The following is an 18747-nucleotide window of genomic DNA, read 5'->3' on the forward strand; positions in this document are numbered from 1 at the left end:
GGTGAAATTGGCCGCTGGCGCTTGATGAGCAAGCGCTGGATGCTCTATTTTTGATAGCGCATTGAGATCGTGGCTACGGCTGCGGTGGGCCTGCATGGACGGCGTGGTCCTGCCGCCTGCCCGGGGCCAATGACCGCAGCAGCGCCGCGTCGATGGCGCTGAACCCCAAGACCCGCCCACCACGCCGCTGCGCAAAGTGCTGCGCCGCGGCAGCGTCGGCAAAGGCCGGCAGGTTGCCCGCGCGCATGGGCCCTCGCGCGGAAGATCCATGGACATACAGCGCCTGCCGGGCATCCAGCCACGCGCCGGTGTCCGCATCGGTGACGTAGCGGGCCACGATGGCCTGCGCCGTGCGCCCACGCGCATAGTGGCCCACGTTGCCCAGGTACATCATCAGGCTCAGGGGCGAATCCAGGAACTGGGCGTCCCCGTCCGCAAAAATGACCTGCGCCGCCCAGTCGCGCGCGCGGGCCGGGAACATGCCGCACACGGGGCAGCGTGCCTCGGGGGGCACTTCGCGGGCGGCCTGTGGCGGCTGGCCCAGCGCGGGGTCGTACGGCGTCGTCGGGGCCACCACGCACACATCGTCGCCCACCATCGCGGCATCGGCCGCTGCCGCCGGGGCGCGGCGCCACCTCGGGGGCCATTGCCAGGCCCCCAGGCTGGCGGCGCCCAGCAGCACCGCCGCCAGCGCCATGCGCCGCGTGGGCGCGCGGGAGGGGGTGCGGGCCGAGGGGGCCGGCCGTGGGGGCATGGGGGGCTGCATCGCCTACATCCGCGTGTCGTGCAGCGCCCCGCCGCTCAGGTCCACCATGGCGGGCGTGATCTCGGCAAAGCGCAGCACCTTGCCGCCGTATTCGGCGGCGAACTTCTTCGCGTCGGCCTCTTGCGCGAAGCTGCCGATGGTGGGGCCCATGGAGCCGTGGCGCTTGCCGCCCACCACGTAGAGGGCGGTCTTGCCGTCGATCCAGTGGCCCTGCGGGGCATTCCAGTCGGCCTGGCCCATGTCCTGCACATACACGGCCTGCACGGCGCGCACCTGCTCGCCGGCCAGCAGGGTGCTGAAAAGCTCCACCGTGTCGCAGAAAAAGGAGGGCCTGTCCTGCCCCGCGAAACGCACCTGCGCCTTGGGGCCAGGGTAGTCGGCCAGCAGCATGCCGTCGAGTTCGCAGCTGGTGGTGCGGTCGATCTCCACGGGCTGCAGGGACTGCGCGCTGTTGTCCGCCGGGCTGCAGCCGGTCAGGCCCGCGAGGCCGGTGAGCGTGCCCAGCGATGCGAGGGCCGCCCAGCCCAGCAGTTGGCGCCGCGTGGCGCAGGCGCATTGGTATTGGTTGTGGGATTTTTTCGTCATGGCTTGAATCTCCAGCTCGCCAGGCCCAGGGGCACCACGATCCAGCCCGCCATCACCGCGCCCATCAGCCATGGCTTGGCCAGGGCAGGGGGCACGATGCTGGTCAGGCCGTACAAGGTGCGCACGTCGTCGAGCGAGAACACGTTGAGGATGCGGAAAACGTCGGCCGGGTTCAGCAGCAGCAGATAGGCCATGGCCTCGCCGCCGTAGCTGCCGCCCGTGGCCACCAAGGCGCCCAGCAGCAGCAGGTCGAACACCAGCACAAAAAAGAACCAGGCGGCAATCGCCAGGCCCGAGGCGCGTGTGCGCTCGTGCGTGAGCACCGACAGCAGCACCGCCATGCTCAAAAAGGCCAGCCCCAGCAGCACCGAGCTGAGCATGAAGCCGCCGTAGTGGAACAGCGCAGCCCCGCTGAACTGCCGCACCAGCAGCACGGCCACCAGGCCAAACCCCGCCAGGGTTGAGAGCGTGAGCGCCGCCGCCAGCCCCAGGTACTTGCCCAGCAGCAGCTCCAGCCGCGTGATGGGCAATGACAGCAGCAGATCGAGCGAGCCGCGCTCGCGCTCGCCCACGATGGCGTCAAAGCCCAGCAGCAGCGCGATCAGCGGGATCAGGTAGATCACCAGGCTGACCAGGCTGGCGATGGTGAATTCGATGGAGCGAAAACCCACCGTGCCCTGCTGTGCGCCGCCAAAGTAGGCGATGGCCAGCGAGAACACGGTGAACACGAGCGCCACGGCCAGCACCCAGCGGTTGCGCATGCGGTCGCGGAACTCTTTGCCCGCGATGGTGAAGATTTGTTGGAATTCCATGGCTAGCCCTTGCGCAGGTCGAAGTACACATCCTCAAGCGAGGGTTCCTGGATCTGCAGGTCCTGCAGCGCGGTGCCCAGCGGTGCCAGCGCACCCAGCACGGCCATCTTGCTGCCGCGCGGGCAGTCCACATGCAGGCCTTCCGGCGTTTCCGTCCCGGTGACGCCGGGCACTGCAGAGAGCAGCCCCAGCGCGGCAGGCCGGTCGGCCGCGGCCAGCGTGAGGTGGATGGTCAGCGGCATGTGCGCCTGCTCGCGCAGTGCCTGCACGCTGCCCAGGGCCTGCAGCTTGCCGGAGGCCAGGATGGCCAGGCGGTCCACGCGCTCCTGCAGCTCCGCCAGGATGTGCGAGGTGATGACGATGGTCACGCCACCCGCTTGCAGCTCGCGCAGCGTGGCGTAGAAGTCGCGGATGGCCTGCGGGTCCAGGCCGTTGGTGGGCTCGTCGAGCAGCAGCACCCGGGGCTCGCCCAGCAGGGCCTGTGCAAACCCCAGGCGCTGGCGCATGCCCTTGGAGTATTCGCGCACGGCGCGGTTGCCCGCGTGGGCCAGGCCCACGCGTTCCAGCAGCGCGGGGCATTGCGTGAGGGGCGCACCCTTGAGGCGGGCGAAGAAACGCAGCGTTTCCAGCCCGTTCAGGTTGTCGTAGAGCACCACGTTCTCGGGCAGGTAGCCCAGGTGGCGGCGGGCGGCGCGAAAGTCGCGGCCCTGCACCGTGGCGCCGCCCACCCGGATCTCGCCCGAGGTGGCGGGCGTGAGGCCCAGGATCATCTTGAACAGCGTGCTCTTGCCCGCGCCGTTGTGGCCGATGAGGCCAAAGATCTCGCCGCGCGCGATGCGCAGGTCGATGCCGTCCACGGCGTGCAGTGCGCCGTAGTGCTTGTGCGCGCCCCGCACCTCGATGGCGGGGGGCTCGCTCAGGTCAATGGGGGGAGGGTTGCGTGTCACGCTGAAAATTCCGTTGAGGTTGGTTCGGTTGCATGCGGGGTTTTGGGTCCACCACGGTGGGCACGCGCAGCACCGGAAACTGCTGGCCCACCAGGCGCAGCGCCTGCACGGCAGGGCTGGCCAGCAGCAGCTTGATGGCGGGGTGGCGCCAGGTCAGGCGGTCCACCATGTCGTTGGCCTCGTAAGGCACGTCGCCCACGCCGTTGCCGTCGCGGTCCCAGCCGAGGTAGTTGCTCCAGTGGTTGCCGCCCTCGGTGCCCCAGCGCTCGTCGCGGGCGCCCACATAGCGCACCTGCTCGCGGTTGCCGATGAAGTCGTTGCCTTCGACCTTGTTGTTTTTGGAGCCGGCCGACAGGTGCACGCCCACCGTGTTGCGGGTCACCAGGTTGCCGCGCAGGGTGATGTACTCCACGTCGTAGATGAAGAAGCCCCGGGCGTTCTCGGCCACCACGTTGTTCTCGATCACCGAGTCCTGCAGGGTGCGCAGCATGATGCCGTGGTCGCTGTTGCCCCACGCGCGGTTGTTGCGCACCACCTGGTCGCGTACCTCCATCAGCGCCAGGCCGCCACGGTTGGTGTAGGTGTCGTTGTCCTCCCACAGGTTGTAGTAGGAGTTCATGTAGTGCGTGCCGTAGCGGCTGTGGTGCAGCCGGTTGCCGCGAAAGACTGCGTGGTGCGACACGTCCACGTACAGCGCGTCGCGCACGAAGCTGATGTGGTTGCCCTCGATGCGTGCGCCCGTGGTGTTGTACAGCTGCACCCCGTTGCCGCGCTGCGACGAGTTCACATCGCGCAGGCCGGTGATGGTGTTGTGCAGCACCTGTACATCGTTGGCCTTCTCGATCCACAGGCCGAACAGGTTGTAGGTGAGGTCGTTGTGGCGCACCACGGCGCGGTGTGCACCGGGGTAGATGTAGATGCCCGCGTTCTGGTCCTTGAGGCTGGTGCCCGAGTCGCGCACGATGAGGCCTTCGATCACCACGTCGGGCGCGGTGACGCGGATGGTGTCCCCCGTCTGGCCGCCGGTGAGCGTGGGGCGGTCGATGCCGCGCAGGGTCAGGGCCTTGTCGATGCGCAGGTTCACACGGTAGGCGCCGCGCAGCACCTCCACCGTGTCGCCCGGTTTGGCGGCCGTGATGGCGGCCTGCAGGTCTTGCCCGGGGCGCACCAACACGGTGGCAGCGTGGGCGGGCAGGGCCAGCAGGCACGCAGCCAGCGCCACGCATGCGGTGAATGCGGTCGCGGCAAGGGGGGGCTTCATCACGCCAATCCCACCACGGCCTTGATGGCCAGGAACAGCGCCGCGCCGATCAGCAGGTTCTTGAAGCCCACGTAGCTCAACATGTCCATCACGCCCGCCCGGCGGTACTGGCCCTGCCACCAGGGGCCGTCCTTCACATAGCGCTTGCCCGACAGGCGGATCAGCACCTCGTACACGCTCCAGCCAAACCACCAGCCGATGATGGCGCCCGACGACAACGTGCCCAGGGCGGTCATCACCCAGGCCACGCTGGCGGCCACGGCCAGCGAGAAGCCTGCCATTTGCAGGCCACGGCCTGATGCCCAGCCTTCGCGGCTCCAGGGCCACAGGTGGTCCACCAGCTCCAGCCAGATCCAGCGCAGGCCTTGGCTTCCAGCCTTGTGGGCGGGGTGTGCAGGCGTTGTGGGCATGCGCGGGTCGGGCCCCTGGGCGGCCTTGGCCGAGATCTGGTCCTGCACCGTGGCGGGGTGGATCGGGATGAAATAGCCGTTCTTGCCGATGGGCGTGATTTCCAGGCCGTCCTTTTCGCGGCGCTTGCGCTCCTTGGCCAGGGGCGGGCAGCCCTTGGTGTCGGTGTAGAGAATCATGCAATCGAGGCAGTGCAGGCACTCGCGGTGGTCGATGCGGCCATCGGCGTCGATGGCCTGGGCGCCGCAGCCCACGGCGCAGGCCTTGCAGCTGTTGCAGTCCTGCTTGCGCTTGAGGCCAAACCAGCGGAACGTGCTGGGCATGGCCAGCGAGGCACCCAGCGGGCAGATGTATTTGCAGTAGGGCCGCTCGATGAAGATCGACACGCCCAGGATGGCCGCCACGAACAGGCTGTAGGGCCAGGCGCGGTTCATCACACCGACCAGGAAGGTGGTCTTGAACGGTTCCACCTCGGCCAGCTTTTCGGCCAGTCCCATGGAGAACATCGACACCACCAACAGCCCGAAGAACACCGCGTACTTGACCCACTTGAGCCGGTCGTGCCACTTTGGCGGCAGCTGGGTCTGAAAGCGCTTGAGGCCCAGGGCACGCGCGACCTTGTAGATGCCCTCCTGCAGCGAGCCGAACGGACACATCCAGCCGCAGAACAACCCGCGCCCGAACAGGAACACGGTGACGATGATGAAGATCCAGAACAGGAAGATGAACGGGTCGGACAGGAACAGCGACCAGGTCCACTGGAACAGCAGCGAATGGAACCAGGTCAGCACCTGCGTGATGGAGGGCTGCGCCATGGCGCCAAAGCCGATCCAGCCAATGCTGAGGGCCCAGAAGCTGTACTTGAAGGCGTTGACGGGCCACTTGTTCTTGTGGGTGGACAGGCGCGTGAGCTTTTCGCGTAGGGCGTACACCACGCTCACGGCGACCAGCAGCGCGGCGAACAGCGCGATCTCGACCGCGCGCGACTTCCACACGCGCACCCAGGGGGCGTCGGGCTCGTCGAGGGTGGGGCGCCCGCCTTGCAGCGTGGCGGCGGGCAGCCAGTAGGGCGTGTCGAAGCTGGTGAAGCTGCGCGCGCCCGTGGCACGGTCCACGCGGTTGCCCAGAAAGCTCAGCTTCCACGGATAGGCGGCCGAGAACGCGGGTGAGCGGATGATGAAGATGACCGACTCGTTGTAGCTGGGCGCGCCTGCGGCCTCGATGCCATACAGATTGAGCGCATCCAGATCGCGGAAGGTGAACGAATCCGCCCCCTGGCGCACCTGCACACGGTCGTAGATGCCGCCGCGCACAAAGCCCGAGCCCTTGAACGACTCCTTGCCGCCGGTGCGGATGATGAAGAAGGCGTGTTCGCCCTCCTTGAGCTGCAGCCGCAGGTTGTGCCAGCCGTTCTCCCCCAGCAGGCTCTTGCCCAGGTCGGGGTGGTTCAGGTCGCCAAACCACAGCTCGATGAACGGGTCGGGGCCCTTGTCCAGCCCCACCTGTTCGGGCGCCACCCGCAGGCGCTGCACGGTGCCTTGCTGCACCAGCTCGGCCCAGCTCAGGCGCTTGCCGGTTTCCGCATAGCGGGCCGGCTCGCGTACCGTGGGCGCGAGGATGCCCACCTGCCGCGCCACGGCCGAGCCCGAGGCCATCATGACCTGGTTCTGTGCGATCACGGTGACGGTGGCGCCGGAGATGGCGTCGAGGCCCAGCACGTTTTCATCGGGGCGCGACTGGCCCACCTCGATCTTGTCGGCCACCGACTTGCCCAGGTACTGGGCGTTGAACTTGAGCAGTGCGGATTCCGGAATGCCCAGCAGCAAGATGGGCTCGGAATGCTTGAGCACCTTCACGCCCACGAAGCGGCCCTCCTTGTCCATGCCGATCAGCGTGACCACGGGCTTGCCGGAATAGGCGGGGGTGTCGGTGATGTCGGTGGAGAGCATGACGTAGCCCAGCAGCTTGCGCGGCTCGCTGGCCTGGTCGTACGCTTCCACATAGGGCGGCTGGCCCTTGCGTTCAGAAAAATGGCGGGCCCCCGGGAACACATCCTTGCAAGGCACCAGGGCACACATGTCGCGCGCGCTGGCCAGCTCGGCGGGCAGCTCGGCCTCGTAGGCGCCTGCGGCGGCATGGGCGCGCGGCGCCAGCCAAAGGGCTGCCAGAAAGACCAGAAGAAGCGTGGCGAACTGCCGACGGAGGGATGTCATGAAACTATCTTTTTGATAGCTGCTAGCGCTTATACAGTAAGCGGTAGAGCACGATTTGGCATAAAAAATGAGCGTAGCCTGCGCAACTGGCGCGGCCCAAGCCAGCGACCGCTGCGCAAGGGCCGCCCCGCTGCGCTGGCGGTGTCCCCCTTCCGCAGCGCGTAGCGCTGCAAGAGAAGGGGGAAGGCGCGCAGCGCCTCAGGGGGATGCCGCCTGGCTATGCTTCCACAATCATCCGCGTGCGCATCTCCAGGTGGAGTGCATGGCAGAAGTGCGTGCAGTAGCACCAGAACACACCGGGCTTGTCGGCCACGAAGGACACGGACGCGGTCTCCAGCGGGTTCACGATGAAGTTCACGTTGTAGTTCGGGATCGCGAAGCCGTGCGTCAGGTCTTCGATCTTGTCCAGGTTGGTCAGGATCAGCATGACCTCGTCACCCTTCTTGAGCTTGAACTCGCGCAGGCTGAAGGCCGGGGCTTGCGAAGTCATCTTCACGGTGACCTTCTTGCCGTTGCGGAACACGCCGGACTCCTTGGGATCCTTGACGGCCAGCGGGAACTCGTCGAGCGTGTAGACCTGCTTGGGGCGCACCAGGTCGCGCTTGAAGATGATGAAGTCGTGCGGCTCGCCGCGCACGGGGTGGTCGGCCATCAGCACCATCTTCTCGCCCGAGATGTCGATGAGCTGCTCGTTCTCGGGGTGCAGCGGGCCCACGGGCAGGAAGCGGTCCTTGGAGAACTTGCAGCCCACGGCCAGGAACTTGCCGTCGGCGGCCTTGGTCTCGGACTGCGAGGCGTTCAAGTGGCCCGGCTGGTACTGCACATCGAGGCGGTCCACCACGTACTTGGCGGTCTTGTCGCCCGCGTGGAACTTGATGGCGGCCTCCACGTTCCACTTCACGACCTGGCTGTCCAGGAAGAGCGTGGTGTAGGCATTGCCACGGCCGTCGAAGGCGGTGTGCAGCGGGCCCAGGCCCAGCTCCACCTCGGCCACGATGGCGGAGTCCAGCTTTTCGAGCTTGCCGTCGAAGTAGTCCAGCACCTTGGCCAGCTCGATCACGGTGCCGGTGGGCGAGAGCTTGCCCGCGCAGATGAAGTACTTGCCATCGGGGCTGGCGTTCACGCCGTGGGGGTTCTTGGGCACCGACACGTACGCGGTAAGCGCCGTCTTGGGGTCCTTGTTCGCCTCGTGGGTGCCGTCCACCACGGGCACCTTGCTGGTGCCGATGGTCTTGAACTTGCCAGCCTTCACGGCGGCCTCGATGCGGCCCACGTTGAAGAACAGGCAGGCGTCGCGTTCGGCGGCCATCATGTCCTCGTACTTCGCGCCCATTTCCACGTTGTACTGGTTGGTGGCCGCGAGCTTGCCGTCGTACGACGTGGCGACCAGGTCGCAGTTGCCGTCGATCAGCACTTGCCAGCGCACTTCCATCGTTTCTGCATCGACGCAGCTGAACATGGAGCGGTACTTGCTCGAATCTTCCGTGCCGGTGTTGGGCATGGGAATGGCGAATTCACCGCCGCAGAACACGCGCGTGGTGTAGTTGATGGCCGGGTCCACCGGGTCGGCCTTGTCCGGGAAGATGCCGTGGAAGCCCTGCACGTTGGGCAGCTCGGTGATCTTGTCGCAGATGAAATAGTCAAGGCGGATGCGCGCGATGCGGCTGTTGATCTTGTCGTTGATCCAGGCGTAGCGGCCGTCGTAGTTGCCGTCCTTGTACGAGGCGTGCGTGTGGTGGGTGTCGGCCACCGTGTACTTGAGGCTGCCATCGGGCTTGGTGCCCATGATCTTCTTGCTCTCGTTGGTCACGCCCCAGCCCACGAGCGCGTCGGGCACGAAACAGGGGATGCGTGTGATCTCGCGGCCCGAGGGCAGGCCCAGCACGCGCATGTCGCCGGTATGGCCACCGCTCCACAGGCCGTAGTACGTGTCCAGCTCGCCCGGCTTCAGGTGCGGGTTCGCGCCGGTGCCGGCATGGCCTGCCGCGGACGCGGCCGGGGCGGGTGCCGCAGGGGTGGCCGCATTGGGCTTTTCGGTGCAGGCGGCGACGCCGGCGGTCAATCCGACCAGGGCCGCCGTGTTGATGAAGCTGCGTCGGCCCATGCCGGCGGCGGGTTGCGGACTGTCTTTTCTCTCGTTCATGGTTTTTCCTCTTTTGGGATGGCTCAGTTGAAAAAGGGGGGCGCCCGGGCGGGCGGGTGGGTCCGTGCGCTGGCGGCCATGCAGCGGCGCAGGGGCGCGCGGGGCGTGCCATCGGGCGGGGCCGTGAAGGCCTGTGCGGCGGCGGGTGCCACGGGCGGCGCGTCGGCGGCCAGGCACAGCGGGCATTGCATGCCGGCGGAGTCGGTGGAGACCAGCCCGTCGGCGGTCCGCAGGAAAAGCTGGGCGCCGCCACTGCCCGCGCAGATGAGTTCGACGGCCTGTGGCTGCAGCATGGGCGAGGCCACCGCGGCACCGAGCGCCATGACGAACCACGCCAGCACCCACAGGCGCAGTGATCGGAGGGCGTGGTGATCTTGCATGGCCTGGATAATAGATTCACATAATATGAATCAATTTGATCTGGATCATGCTTCGGCGGGGCCCGCACCTGCCCAAAACTGCCTCTTGCACCTACAGTCAATACGCCAGCCTGAAGAGGGCCCGGGCATGGCCCGCAGGGTTGCTTTCAGGTTGCACCGTGGACGCGTTTCGCGCGGGGCCACGGGCTCTTTGGACTGGTTGTTTCAATGACGAAGAACAGGATGTATGCGATGCAAAAGAAAACCGTGATGGTCGCCGTGGCGATCCTGGCTGCACTGTTGGCCGGCTGTGGCGACAAGAAGCCGGAGCCCGCCCCGGCCGCGGCCCCCGCTGCCACGGCGGCACCGGCCCCCGCGCCCGCGGCGGCCCCTGCCGCCCCGGCCGCCGCAGAGAACGAACTGGGCAAGAGCGTGTTTGGCAAGACCTGCGCCATGTGCCATGCCGCGGGCGTGGCCGGTGCCCCCAAGCCGGGCGACAAGGCCGACTGGGGCCCGCGCATCGCCCAGGGCAAGGACACGCTGTACAAGCATGCGATCGAGGGCTTTACCGGGGCCAAGGGCATGATGCCCGCCAAGGGGGGCTCCGCCAACCTGACCGATGCCGAGGTCAAGGCCGCCGTGGACTTCATGGCCGACAAGTCGCTCTGACCGGAGGCGCCATGCAGCAAGCATCTGTGCGCCCCCACGGCCTGTCGCGCCGCCGCCTGGTGATGGCGCTGCCCTTGCTGGGCGGCGCGGTCTGGAGTGCGGGAGCGGCCGCAGGTGGACGGGGGGTGTCTGAACGCAGCTCGCGGCCCCTGATGGGCACGCAGGTGGACATGGCGGTGGAGGGCGTTGACCGCGCGCTGCTGCGCCAGGCCATGGACCGGGCCTATGCGGAGATGCAGAGGCTGGAGGCGCTCATGAGCCGCTACCAGCCCCGCAGCGTGGTCAGCCGCATCAACCTCGCGGCGGGCATCATGCCCGTGGCGGTGCCACCCGAAGTCATGGCGGTGCTGCAGGGCGCGCAGCGCGTGTCGGCGATGAGCCGTGGGGCCTTTGATGTGACCGTGGGGGCTTTCAAATCCTGGAACTTTGGTCCCGGCGACAAGGTGGTGCCCGGCGCCAGCGAGATCGCGCGGCAGCTGCCGCTGGTGGATGCGCGCGGCCTGGTGCTGGATGGGGCCGCAGGCACGGCCTTCCTGGCCCGTCAGGGCATGGCGCTGGACCTGGGCGGCATCGCCAAGCTCCCGATCCTGGAAGCCGGCATGAACATGCTGCGCTCCGAGGGGGTCGAGAACGCCATGATCAACGGCGGCGGCGATGTGCTGACCCAGGGGTTGTGGCAGGGCCGGCCCTGGCGCGTGGGGCTGCGCGACCCGCGTTCCCCGGAGCATTTGCTGGGCGTGGTGGCCGTGGCGGGCACCGGTGTGGTGGCCTCGTCGGGCGACTATGAACGTTTCTTCTTCCACGAAGGCCGGCGTCAGCACCATGTGCTCAACCCGCGCACCGGCCGCCCGTCATCGGGCGTGCATGGCGTGAGCCTGGTGGCGCGGGATGTGGCGGCCGTCAACGGCCTGGGCGCCGCGCTGATGGTGCGGGGCCCGCAGGCGGGCAGGGCACTGGCGCAGCGCATGCCGGGGCTGGCCGTGCTGATCGCCGGGCAGGACGGCGGGGTCTGGCAGTCGGCGGCCATGTCGGCCCTGCTGGAGCCCGTGCCGTCCTGAGGGTGCATTCAGCCCGGGGCCTGGGCCTGCTCGCAGTGCACCTGCACCAGTTCGCGTTCTGCCAGCGTCGCGCCAAAGCGCACGGCGCTCAGGCAGCCGCCCCACACGCAGCCCGTGTCCAGCCCCAGCAGATCGTTGCGGTGGAGCCAGCCCAGCGTGGACCAGTGGCCGAAGGCCACCAGCGTGCCCGCAGTGCGCCGGCCCGGCACGTCGAACCAGGGCATCAGGCCGGGCGGTGCGGCATCCGCGCTTTCGGTGCTTTCGAAATCCATCACGCCGTCGGCCGAGCAAAAGCGCAGCCGGGTGAGCGCGTTCACGATCACGCGCAGGCGGTCAGCGCCTGTCAGGTCGTCCCGCCACTGGTCGGGGGTGTTGCCGTACATCGCGTGCAAAAAACCGGGCAGATCGGGGCCGCGCAATACCGCGTGCACTTCATCCGCGTATCCCAGGGTATCTGCGGCAGACCAGGCGGGCAGCACGCCCGCGTGCACCATCAGCAGCGCCTGCCCGGCATGCGTGTGGGCACGGGCCAGTGGCTGCTGGCGCACCCAGTCAAGCAGCGCCGCGCGGTCGGGGGCGTCCAGCACCGTGCCCAGCGTGTCGCGCCGCGAGGGCTTGCGCGCGCAGTGTGCGGCGGCCAGCAGGTGCAGGTCGTGGTTGCCCAGCAGGCAGCGCAGGGCGTCGCCCTGGGCCATGCAGCGGCGTAGGACCGCGGCGGAGTCCGGCCCCCGGTTGACGAGGTCGCCCAGCAGGTAGACGGTGTCGCGGCTGGGCGAAAAGCCGATCACGTCGAGCAGGTGCCCGAGGGCGCTGTCGCAGCCCTGAATGTCCCCGATACAGTAAAGTGCCATGGTGTGTTTCTTATCCGGTGAAGCATGGATTTTCTGCTGATCGCGCTGCTGACCTTGCTCAATGGCGTGTTCGCGATGTCTGAACTCGCCCTGGCGTCCAGCCGCAAGTCGCGCCTGGCCACCATGGCCGAGGCCGGTGACAAGGGCGCGCAGGCGGCCCTGGCGCTGCTGGACAACCCCACGCAGTTCCTCTCGTCCGTCCAGGTGGGCATCACGTCCATCGGCATGCTCAACGGCATCATTGGCGAGGCGGCCTTCAGCGACGGCCTGGGTATCTGGCTGCAGGAGGCCGGAATGCCCGCCCGCCCCGCCGGCATCGCGGCCACCGCGCTGGTGGTGACGGTCATCACCTTCATCACCATCGTGTTTGGCGAGCTGGTGCCCAAGCGCATCGGCCAGCTTTATCCGGAAACCGTGTCCCGGGTGGTCGCGCGCCCCATGGCCTGGGTGGCGAAGGTGGCCAAGCCATTCGTGCGGCTGCTCTCGCTCTCGACGCAGGGCGTGCTGGCGCTGATGCGCGTGGACAACGCGGCGGGGCGCGCCGTCACCGAGGAGGAGATCGTGGCCAGCCTGGAAGAGGGCCGCGATGCCGGGGTGATCGAGCACCATGAGCACCAGATGGTGCGCAACGTGTTCCGGCTCGATGACCGGCCGCTCACCTCGCTCATGGTGCCCCGCAGCGACGTGGCCTGGCTGGATGCCGGACTGACGGTGGCCGAGGGGTTGCGCATGGCCGGCAGCGGCGGGGAGCAGGGCGCGCATTCCTGGTATCCGGTGTGCCGGGGCTCGCTGGATGAGGTGGTGGGGCTCCTGAGCGTGGCGCGCCTTCTCGAACTCGGCCCGCAGGCGCAGGGGCTGCTCGAGCGCCATGCGCAGCCCGCGGCTTTCCTTCCGGAAACGCTGAGCGGCATGGAGCTGCTGGAGCAGTTTCGCGCGCGCTCGGGGCGCATGGTGTTTGTGGTCGATGAATATGGCGTGGTGCAGGGCATCATGACCCCGCGCGATTTACTCGAAGCCATTACCGGCGAATTGCAGCCGGGCGCGGCCACGGACGCATGGGCCACCGCGCGGGGCGATGGCACCTGGCTGCTCGACGGCCTGGTGCCGGTGGCCGAGCTCAAGGCGCGGCTGGATATTCGGGATTTACCCGGTGAAGGGCGGGGGCGCTATAACACCTTGGCCGGCCTTTTGATGGCGGAAACCGGACATTTGCCTGCCATTGGCGAGAGAATCGGCTGCGCCGGATGGATATTTGAAGTGCTCGAGCTCGACGGCAAGCGCATCGACAAGGTATTGGCGCAGCCGGAGCCACCGGCCGCCTCCAGTCTCTGAAAGGCCCGGCACCAATACCCCGCCGCAGGGTGCCATTCATTATGGGCATGGCGGGTAATATGGAAATTCCATGAATTTGAAGGGATGGATGGCAAAGGCGGCAGATTATTCATATAATTCATCCGTCACACTTTCCTCCACCCTGAACCCTGACACCATGACCACCAGCTATAAAGAACTGTTGAAGCAGCGCGAAGCCCTTGAGCAACAAATCAGCGAGGCCCGCCGGCGTGAATTGTCGGACGCGGTGTCCCAGGTTCGTTCCCTGGTGGCCGAATATGGCCTGACCGCCCAGGACGTGTTTCCCGCGGGCAAGGCCGCTGGCAAGGCCACGGGGCGCAGCTCCACCGCTGGCACCAAGGTGGCTCCCAAGTACCGCAATCCCGCCACGGGCGAAACCTGGACGGGCCGTGGCAAGGCGCCCAAGTGGATTCAAAACGAGAGCCGCGAGAAGTTTGCCATTTAAAAAGGCGGCAAACCGCTGCCGCCAGGAATTCTTCAGGCATATCGGATGGCCTGATTCGCCTGAAGGCCCGGTGCGGCATGGCTGCACAGCCATCGCACAGAAAATAAAGCCCGCACCCGCGGGCTTTTTTTATGCGCCATTTACTTCGTGCATTCAGCGAATGAGTCCGGGTACCCCGGGGCCTCTTGGGGCAGCGGCGGCGGGGCAGGGATTTTTTATGGGCTCGCGGCCGCTGAAGGCCCTTCGAGCCCATTGGTATCACGCGGGTTCCTGCGGATGTGGTTGCGAGGCCACCTTGCGCAAAACCTCCGCCGTGAAATCGTCGGCCGGAAAGAATGATTCCACGGCCAGTTCCTGCAGGGTCACGTCCACCGGGGTGCCAAATATCGTGGTCGTGCTGATGAGCGAGAGCATTCCGTGCACGCTTTCAAAGCAGAACGGCATTACCACGCCCAGCATTTCACCCGCCAGAACCGGCGCGCCCGGTGCCTGCGGCGCGGGATATTCCTGTAACTCGGCCTGCAGGGCGATCAGCGCCGGGTCGGCGGTGGCCTGTATTTGCTGGCGCAGGCGTTCAAACAGGTGGGCCCGCCATTGCGGCAGATTGGCGATGCGGGGGGCCAGGCCCTGGGGATGCAGGCTCAGGCGAAACACGTTGATCGGGGGCGCGAGCAGTTCCGGGCTCACGTGCGAGGCCAGCAGGGCCTGGGCAGCCTGGTTCGCCGCCACCACGTTCCAGCAGCGGTCGAGCGCGATGGCGGGGCAGGGTTCGTGCCCCTTGAGCACCAGCTCGACGGCCTGGCGCGCCGCCGCGAGGGCGGGGTCGTCCAGTGCGCGCTCACGGTACATCGGCGCGTAGCCGGCCGCCACGAGCAGGGCATTGCGCTCGCGCAGCGGGATGGCCAGCCGTTCGCACAGGCGCAGCACCATGTCGCGGCTCGGGTTGGTGCGTCCGGTTTCCATGAAGCTCACATGCCGCGTGGAGATGTCGGCCTCGTCGGCCAGTTCCAGCTGGCTCAGGTGCCGCTGCTGGCGCCAGGTGCGCAGATGGTCGCCAAACGATGCGGGCCCCGGCGGCGCCGCGCGGTGCGGCAGGCTGGGGCGCACAGGGCGGTGCGAAGGGGGGGATGTGGAGGTCATGGGCCACATCCTAGGGGGAAAGAGCGTGCAGGCCATTACCTGCCAGGTCATCGACGCGGTGCACCGGGACGGGAACGATGCAGGCCTGTTCTTCATTTTTTTTTACCCACCAAGGAGTCTTCCATGTTCAACCTGATGTCTTCCCCCCGATTCCTGCGCGCCGTGGTCTGGTTCGATGCCTCCACCGGTGTGCTGCTCGGTGCCATGCACCTGCTGCTGACGGCGCCGCTGGCCGGGTGGCTGGGCCTCGCGCCGGGGCTGCTGCAGGCCTCGGGCGTGCTGCTGCTGGGCTACGCCGCCCTGGCCACCGCCATCGCGCGGTCCGAGCCCATGCCCCGTGGCTGGCTGTGGGTGCTGATCGTTGGCAACTTCGCCTGGGCGCTGGCCAGCCTGGCGCTGCTGCTGGGCTCCGCGGCCGCGCCCACCCTGCTGGGCCAGGCCTATCTGCTGGTGCACGTGGTGTCCGTCGCCCTGCTGGCCGAACTGCAGTGGATGGGCGTGCGCCGCCTGCCCGCATGGGCCGCCGCTTGACGGGTATTCATCTTTTGCTCTTGAATTGATAGCATCTGGCGCTTGTCGCACAAGCGCCAGGGGCATTCTTGATTCATCTTCCATGCGGCGGCGGCGTGGGCCGGAGCACCGGCCTGCGCCGCACCGGCACCGGGGCCCGGCGGCCCGCATAGCCCCACGATTGCACCGTCACGCAGGACTGCCAGAATAGGCCTTGTTGCCTTTCACAGGAGTTCGCCATGGCCTCATCGCCCAAGCCCGCCCGTCACGCGTTTGCCAACACCCTCAAGAGTTTCAGGACAGCGTCCGGCAAGGAGGGCCAGTTCTACTCCCTGCCCGCGCTGGCCCGGCAGTTTCCCCAGATCCACCGCCTGCCCGTGTCGATTCGCATCGTGCTCGAATCGGTGCTGCGCAACTGCGATGGCCGCAAGGTGACCGCCGAGCATGTCAAGGAGTTGGCCCACTGGGTGCCCAAGGCAGACCGCAAGGACGAAATTCCCTTTGTGGTCTCGCGCGTGGTGCTGCAGGACTTCACCGGCGTGCCGCTGCTGGCCGACCTGGCCGCCATGCGCAGCGTGGCCGTGAAGCTGGGCAAGAACCCCAAGAAGATCGAGCCGCTGGTGCCCGTGGACCTGGTGGTGGACCACTCGATCATGATCGACCACTACGGCAAGAAGAATTCGCTCGACCTGAACATGAAGCTCGAGTTCCAGCGCAACCGCGAGCGCTACGAGTTCATGAAATGGGGCATGCAGGCGTTCGACACCTTCGGCGTGGTGCCTCCGGGCTTTGGCATCGTGCACCAGGTGAACCTCGAATACCTGGCGCGCGGCGTGCACAAGCGCAAGGACGGCGTCTACTACCCCGACACCCTGGTGGGCACCGACAGCCATACCACCATGATCAACGGCATCGGCGTGGTGGGCTGGGGCGTGGGCGGCATCGAGGCCGAGGCCGCCATGCTGGGCCAGCCGGTGTACTTCCTCACGCCCGACGTGGTGGGTTTCGAGCTCACGGGCCAGCTGCGCGAGGGCGTGACGGCCACCGACCTCGTGCTCACGGTGACCGAGATCCTGCGCCAGCACAAGGTGGTGGGCAAGTTCGTGGAGTTCTTTGGCGAGGGCACGCGCACGCTGTCGCTGCCCGACCGCGCCACCATCGGGAACATGGCGCCCGAGTACGGCGCCACCATGGGCTTCTTCCCGGTGGATGAAAAGACCATCGACTACTTCCAGGGCACGGGCCGCACCAAGGGCGAGATCGAGGCCTTCGAGGCGTACTTCAAGGCCCAGGGCCTGTTCGGCGTGCCGCTGGCGGGCGAGATCGACTACTCGCAGGTCGTGCGGCTGAACCTGGGCGACGTCACGCCCAGCCTGGCGGGCCCCAAGCGCCCGCAGGACCGCATCGAGCTGGGCAAGGTCTGCAGCCAGTTCGCCGACCTGTTCAGCAAGCCCATCGCGCAAAACGGCTTCAACCGCCCGGCCGAGCTGCTGCACACCCGCCACCATGTGCGCCCGTCCGACGCGCCGGCCGAGGTGAGCGCACCCGCCGAGAAGCCCCTGCCCTCGGGCGCGCCGCGCTTCGTGGTGGAGATGGAGCACAACAAGCCCACCCTGGCCGCCGCGCACGCCGAGGTGCCCGCCCAGCAGGCCAGCCGCGCTGGCGACGTGACCCTGGGCAACGGCGACGTGCTGATCGCCGCCATCACCAGCTGCACCAACACCAGCAACCCCAGCGTGCTGCTGGCCGCGGGCCTGCTGGCCAAGAAGGCGGTGGAGGCGGGGCTCAAGGTCAAGCCGCACATCAAGACATCGCTGGCGCCCGGCTCGCGCATCGTCACTGAATACCTCACGCAGACCGGCCTGCTGCCCTACCTGGAAAAGCTGGGCTTCGCGCTCGCCGGCTACGGCTGCACGACCTGCATCGGCAATGCGGGCGACCTCACGCCCGAGCTGAATGAGGCCATCACCAGCAACGACCTCGTGTGCGCGGCCGTGCTCTCGGGCAACCGCAACTTCGAGGCGCGCATCCACCCCAACCTCAAGGCCAACTTCCTGGCCAGCCCGCCGCTGGTGGTGGCCTACGCCATCGCGGGCACGGTGCTCAAGGACCTGATGACCGAGCCCGTCGGCAAGGGCAAGGGCGGGCGCGACGTCTACCTGGGCGACATCTGGCCGACCAGCGACGAGATCCACCAGCTGATGAAGTTCGCGATGAACGGCAAGGCCTTCCGCGAGAACTACGCCAAGGTGGGCTCCGACCCCGGCAAGCTCTGGGAAAAGATCAAGGGCGTGGGCGGCAATGCCTACACCTGGCCCGCCAGCACCTACATCGCCGAGCCGCCGTTTTTTGCCCAGTTTGCTCTTGAAAAAGGAGCTGCCAGCGCAGATGCATCAAGCGCTGGCGGCCAAAATGACGCAAAGCTTCCGTCCGTGCTGGGTGCGCGCATCATGGCGCTGTTCGGCGACTCCATCACCACCGACCACATCTCGCCCGCCGGTTCCATCAAGGAAAGCTCGCCCGCGGGCCAGTGGCTGCTGCAGCACGGCGTGATGAAGCAGGACTTCAACAGCTATGGCGCGCGGCGCGGCAACCATGACGTGATGATGCGCGGCACCTTCGCCAATGTGCGCATCAAGAACCTCATGATTGCCCCCACGGCCGACGGCTCCCGCGAGGAGGGCGGCGTCACGGTGTTCCAGAACGAGGGCGCGCTGCAGGGCGAGAAGATGTTCATCTTCGACGCCGCCATGCAGTACATCGCCCAGCGCACCCCCACGGTCGTCTTCGCCGGCGAGGAATACGGCACGGGCTCCAGCCGCGACTGGGCGGCCAAGGGCACGCAGCTGCTGGGCATCAAGGCCGTGGTGGCGCGCAGCTTCGAGCGCATCCACCGCTCCAACCTGGTGGGCATGGGCGTGCTGCCCCTGCAGTTCCGGGCGGGCGAGTCGTGGGAGACGCTGGGGCTCACCGGCAGCGAGGTGATCGATGTGGTGCCGGACCCCGCGCTCACCCCGCAAAGCGATGCGCAGCTCGTCATCCGCCGCGCGGACGGCTCGCGCCAGGAGGTCACGGTCACGCTGCGCATCGACACGCCGATCGAGGTGGACTACTACCAGGCGGGGGGCATCCTGCCCTTTGTGCTGCGCCAGCTGCTGGCCGGCTGAAGATGATGCGGGGGTGGCCGGCGCTGCGGCGCCGCGCCCCGGGGGCCGCGCGCCCAGTCA

General features: G+C 67.5%; 16 protein-coding genes. 6 read left to right on the forward strand and 10 right to left on the reverse strand.

Annotated elements, in window-relative coordinates; genetic code table 11:
* Positions 1-73: 73 nt before the first annotated feature.
* The 8 genes from KW843_RS03240 to KW843_RS03275 form a co-directional block, all read right to left on the reverse strand.
* The gene (locus KW843_RS03240; protein WP_255594508.1) at positions 74-754 is read right to left on the reverse strand and encodes a nitrous oxide reductase accessory protein NosL; all 681 of its coding nucleotides are present in this window, start codon (positions 752-754) and stop codon (positions 74-76) included.
* A 15-nt stretch (positions 755-769) separates the two neighbouring features.
* Entirely contained in the window at positions 770-1351 is a 582-nt protein-coding gene (locus KW843_RS03245; RefSeq protein WP_218293639.1) for a nitrous oxide reductase accessory protein NosL, read from the reverse strand.
* Complete coding sequence (locus KW843_RS03250; RefSeq protein WP_192427477.1) at positions 1348-2163, reverse strand: ABC transporter permease; 816 nt, start codon at positions 2161-2163, stop codon at positions 1348-1350. Before KW843_RS03250 ends, KW843_RS03245 begins: the two co-directional genes overlap by 4 nt.
* Positions 2164-2165: 2 nt before the next feature.
* A complete protein-coding gene (locus KW843_RS03255; RefSeq protein ID WP_218293641.1) occupies positions 2166-3110 on the reverse strand; it encodes an ABC transporter ATP-binding protein in 945 nt (314 codons plus the stop codon).
* Positions 3085-4371, reverse strand: a complete 1287-nt coding sequence (locus KW843_RS03260) for a nitrous oxide reductase family maturation protein NosD (protein ID WP_255594510.1) — start codon at positions 4369-4371, stop codon at positions 3085-3087. The genes KW843_RS03255 and KW843_RS03260 overlap by 26 nt, the downstream gene beginning before the upstream one ends.
* Positions 4371-6992, reverse strand: coding sequence for a NosR/NirI family protein (locus KW843_RS03265; RefSeq protein WP_218293642.1), 2622 nt, complete (start codon positions 6990-6992; stop codon positions 4371-4373). The genes KW843_RS03260 and KW843_RS03265 overlap by 1 nt, the downstream gene beginning before the upstream one ends.
* Positions 6993-7209: 217 nt before the next feature.
* A complete protein-coding gene (gene nosZ / locus KW843_RS03270; RefSeq protein WP_218293643.1) occupies positions 7210-9135 on the reverse strand; it encodes a TAT-dependent nitrous-oxide reductase in 1926 nt (641 codons plus the stop codon).
* Positions 9136-9158: 23 nt separating this feature from the next.
* Positions 9159-9515, reverse strand: coding sequence for a hypothetical protein (locus KW843_RS03275; RefSeq protein ID WP_218293644.1), 357 nt, complete (start codon positions 9513-9515; stop codon positions 9159-9161).
* A 231-nt stretch (positions 9516-9746) separates the two neighbouring features.
* Here KW843_RS03275 and KW843_RS03280 point away from each other — a divergent pair, with 231 nt between their 5' ends.
* Together KW843_RS03280 and KW843_RS03285 are read left to right on the forward strand one after the other, a co-directional pair.
* On the forward strand, positions 9747-10163 hold the full coding sequence (locus KW843_RS03280) for a cytochrome c5 family protein (RefSeq protein WP_218293645.1): 417 nt from the start codon (positions 9747-9749) through the stop codon (positions 10161-10163).
* Positions 10164-10174: 11 nt separating this feature from the next.
* Positions 10175-11221 (forward strand): FAD:protein FMN transferase, encoded by a 1047-nt coding sequence (locus tag KW843_RS03285; protein WP_255594511.1) that lies wholly within the window; start codon positions 10175-10177, stop codon positions 11219-11221.
* 8 nt (positions 11222-11229) lie between these two features.
* Here KW843_RS03285 and KW843_RS03290 read toward each other — a convergent pair whose 3' ends face one another.
* The gene (locus tag KW843_RS03290) at positions 11230-12072 is read right to left on the reverse strand and encodes a symmetrical bis(5'-nucleosyl)-tetraphosphatase (RefSeq protein ID WP_218293646.1); all 843 of its coding nucleotides are present in this window, start codon (positions 12070-12072) and stop codon (positions 11230-11232) included.
* A gap of 24 nt (positions 12073-12096) precedes the next feature.
* Here KW843_RS03290 and KW843_RS03295 point away from each other — a divergent pair, with 24 nt between their 5' ends.
* Positions 12097-13404, forward strand: a complete 1308-nt coding sequence (locus KW843_RS03295; RefSeq protein ID WP_218293647.1) for a hemolysin family protein — start codon at positions 12097-12099, stop codon at positions 13402-13404.
* 157 nt (positions 13405-13561) lie between these two features.
* Positions 13562-13870, forward strand: a complete 309-nt coding sequence (locus tag KW843_RS03300) for an H-NS family nucleoid-associated regulatory protein (RefSeq protein ID WP_218294417.1) — start codon at positions 13562-13564, stop codon at positions 13868-13870.
* A 258-nt stretch (positions 13871-14128) separates the two neighbouring features.
* On the opposite strand, the gene KW843_RS03305 is transcribed toward KW843_RS03300, so the two are convergent.
* A complete protein-coding gene (locus KW843_RS03305) occupies positions 14129-15010 on the reverse strand; it encodes a helix-turn-helix domain-containing protein (RefSeq protein ID WP_218293648.1) in 882 nt (293 codons plus the stop codon).
* A gap of 123 nt (positions 15011-15133) precedes the next feature.
* On the opposite strand from KW843_RS03305, the gene KW843_RS03310 reads away from it, so the two are divergent.
* Complete coding sequence (locus tag KW843_RS03310) at positions 15134-15541, forward strand: hypothetical protein (protein ID WP_218293649.1); 408 nt, start codon at positions 15134-15136, stop codon at positions 15539-15541.
* A 218-nt stretch (positions 15542-15759) separates the two neighbouring features.
* On the forward strand, positions 15760-18687 hold the full coding sequence (locus KW843_RS03315) for an aconitate hydratase (RefSeq protein WP_218293650.1): 2928 nt from the start codon (positions 15760-15762) through the stop codon (positions 18685-18687).
* The last annotated feature ends 60 nt before the right edge of the window (positions 18688-18747 follow it).

The sequence above is a fragment of the Acidovorax sp. sif1233 genome (assembly GCF_019218755.1).
Lineage (GTDB): Bacteria > Pseudomonadota > Gammaproteobacteria > Burkholderiales > Burkholderiaceae_C > Acidovorax.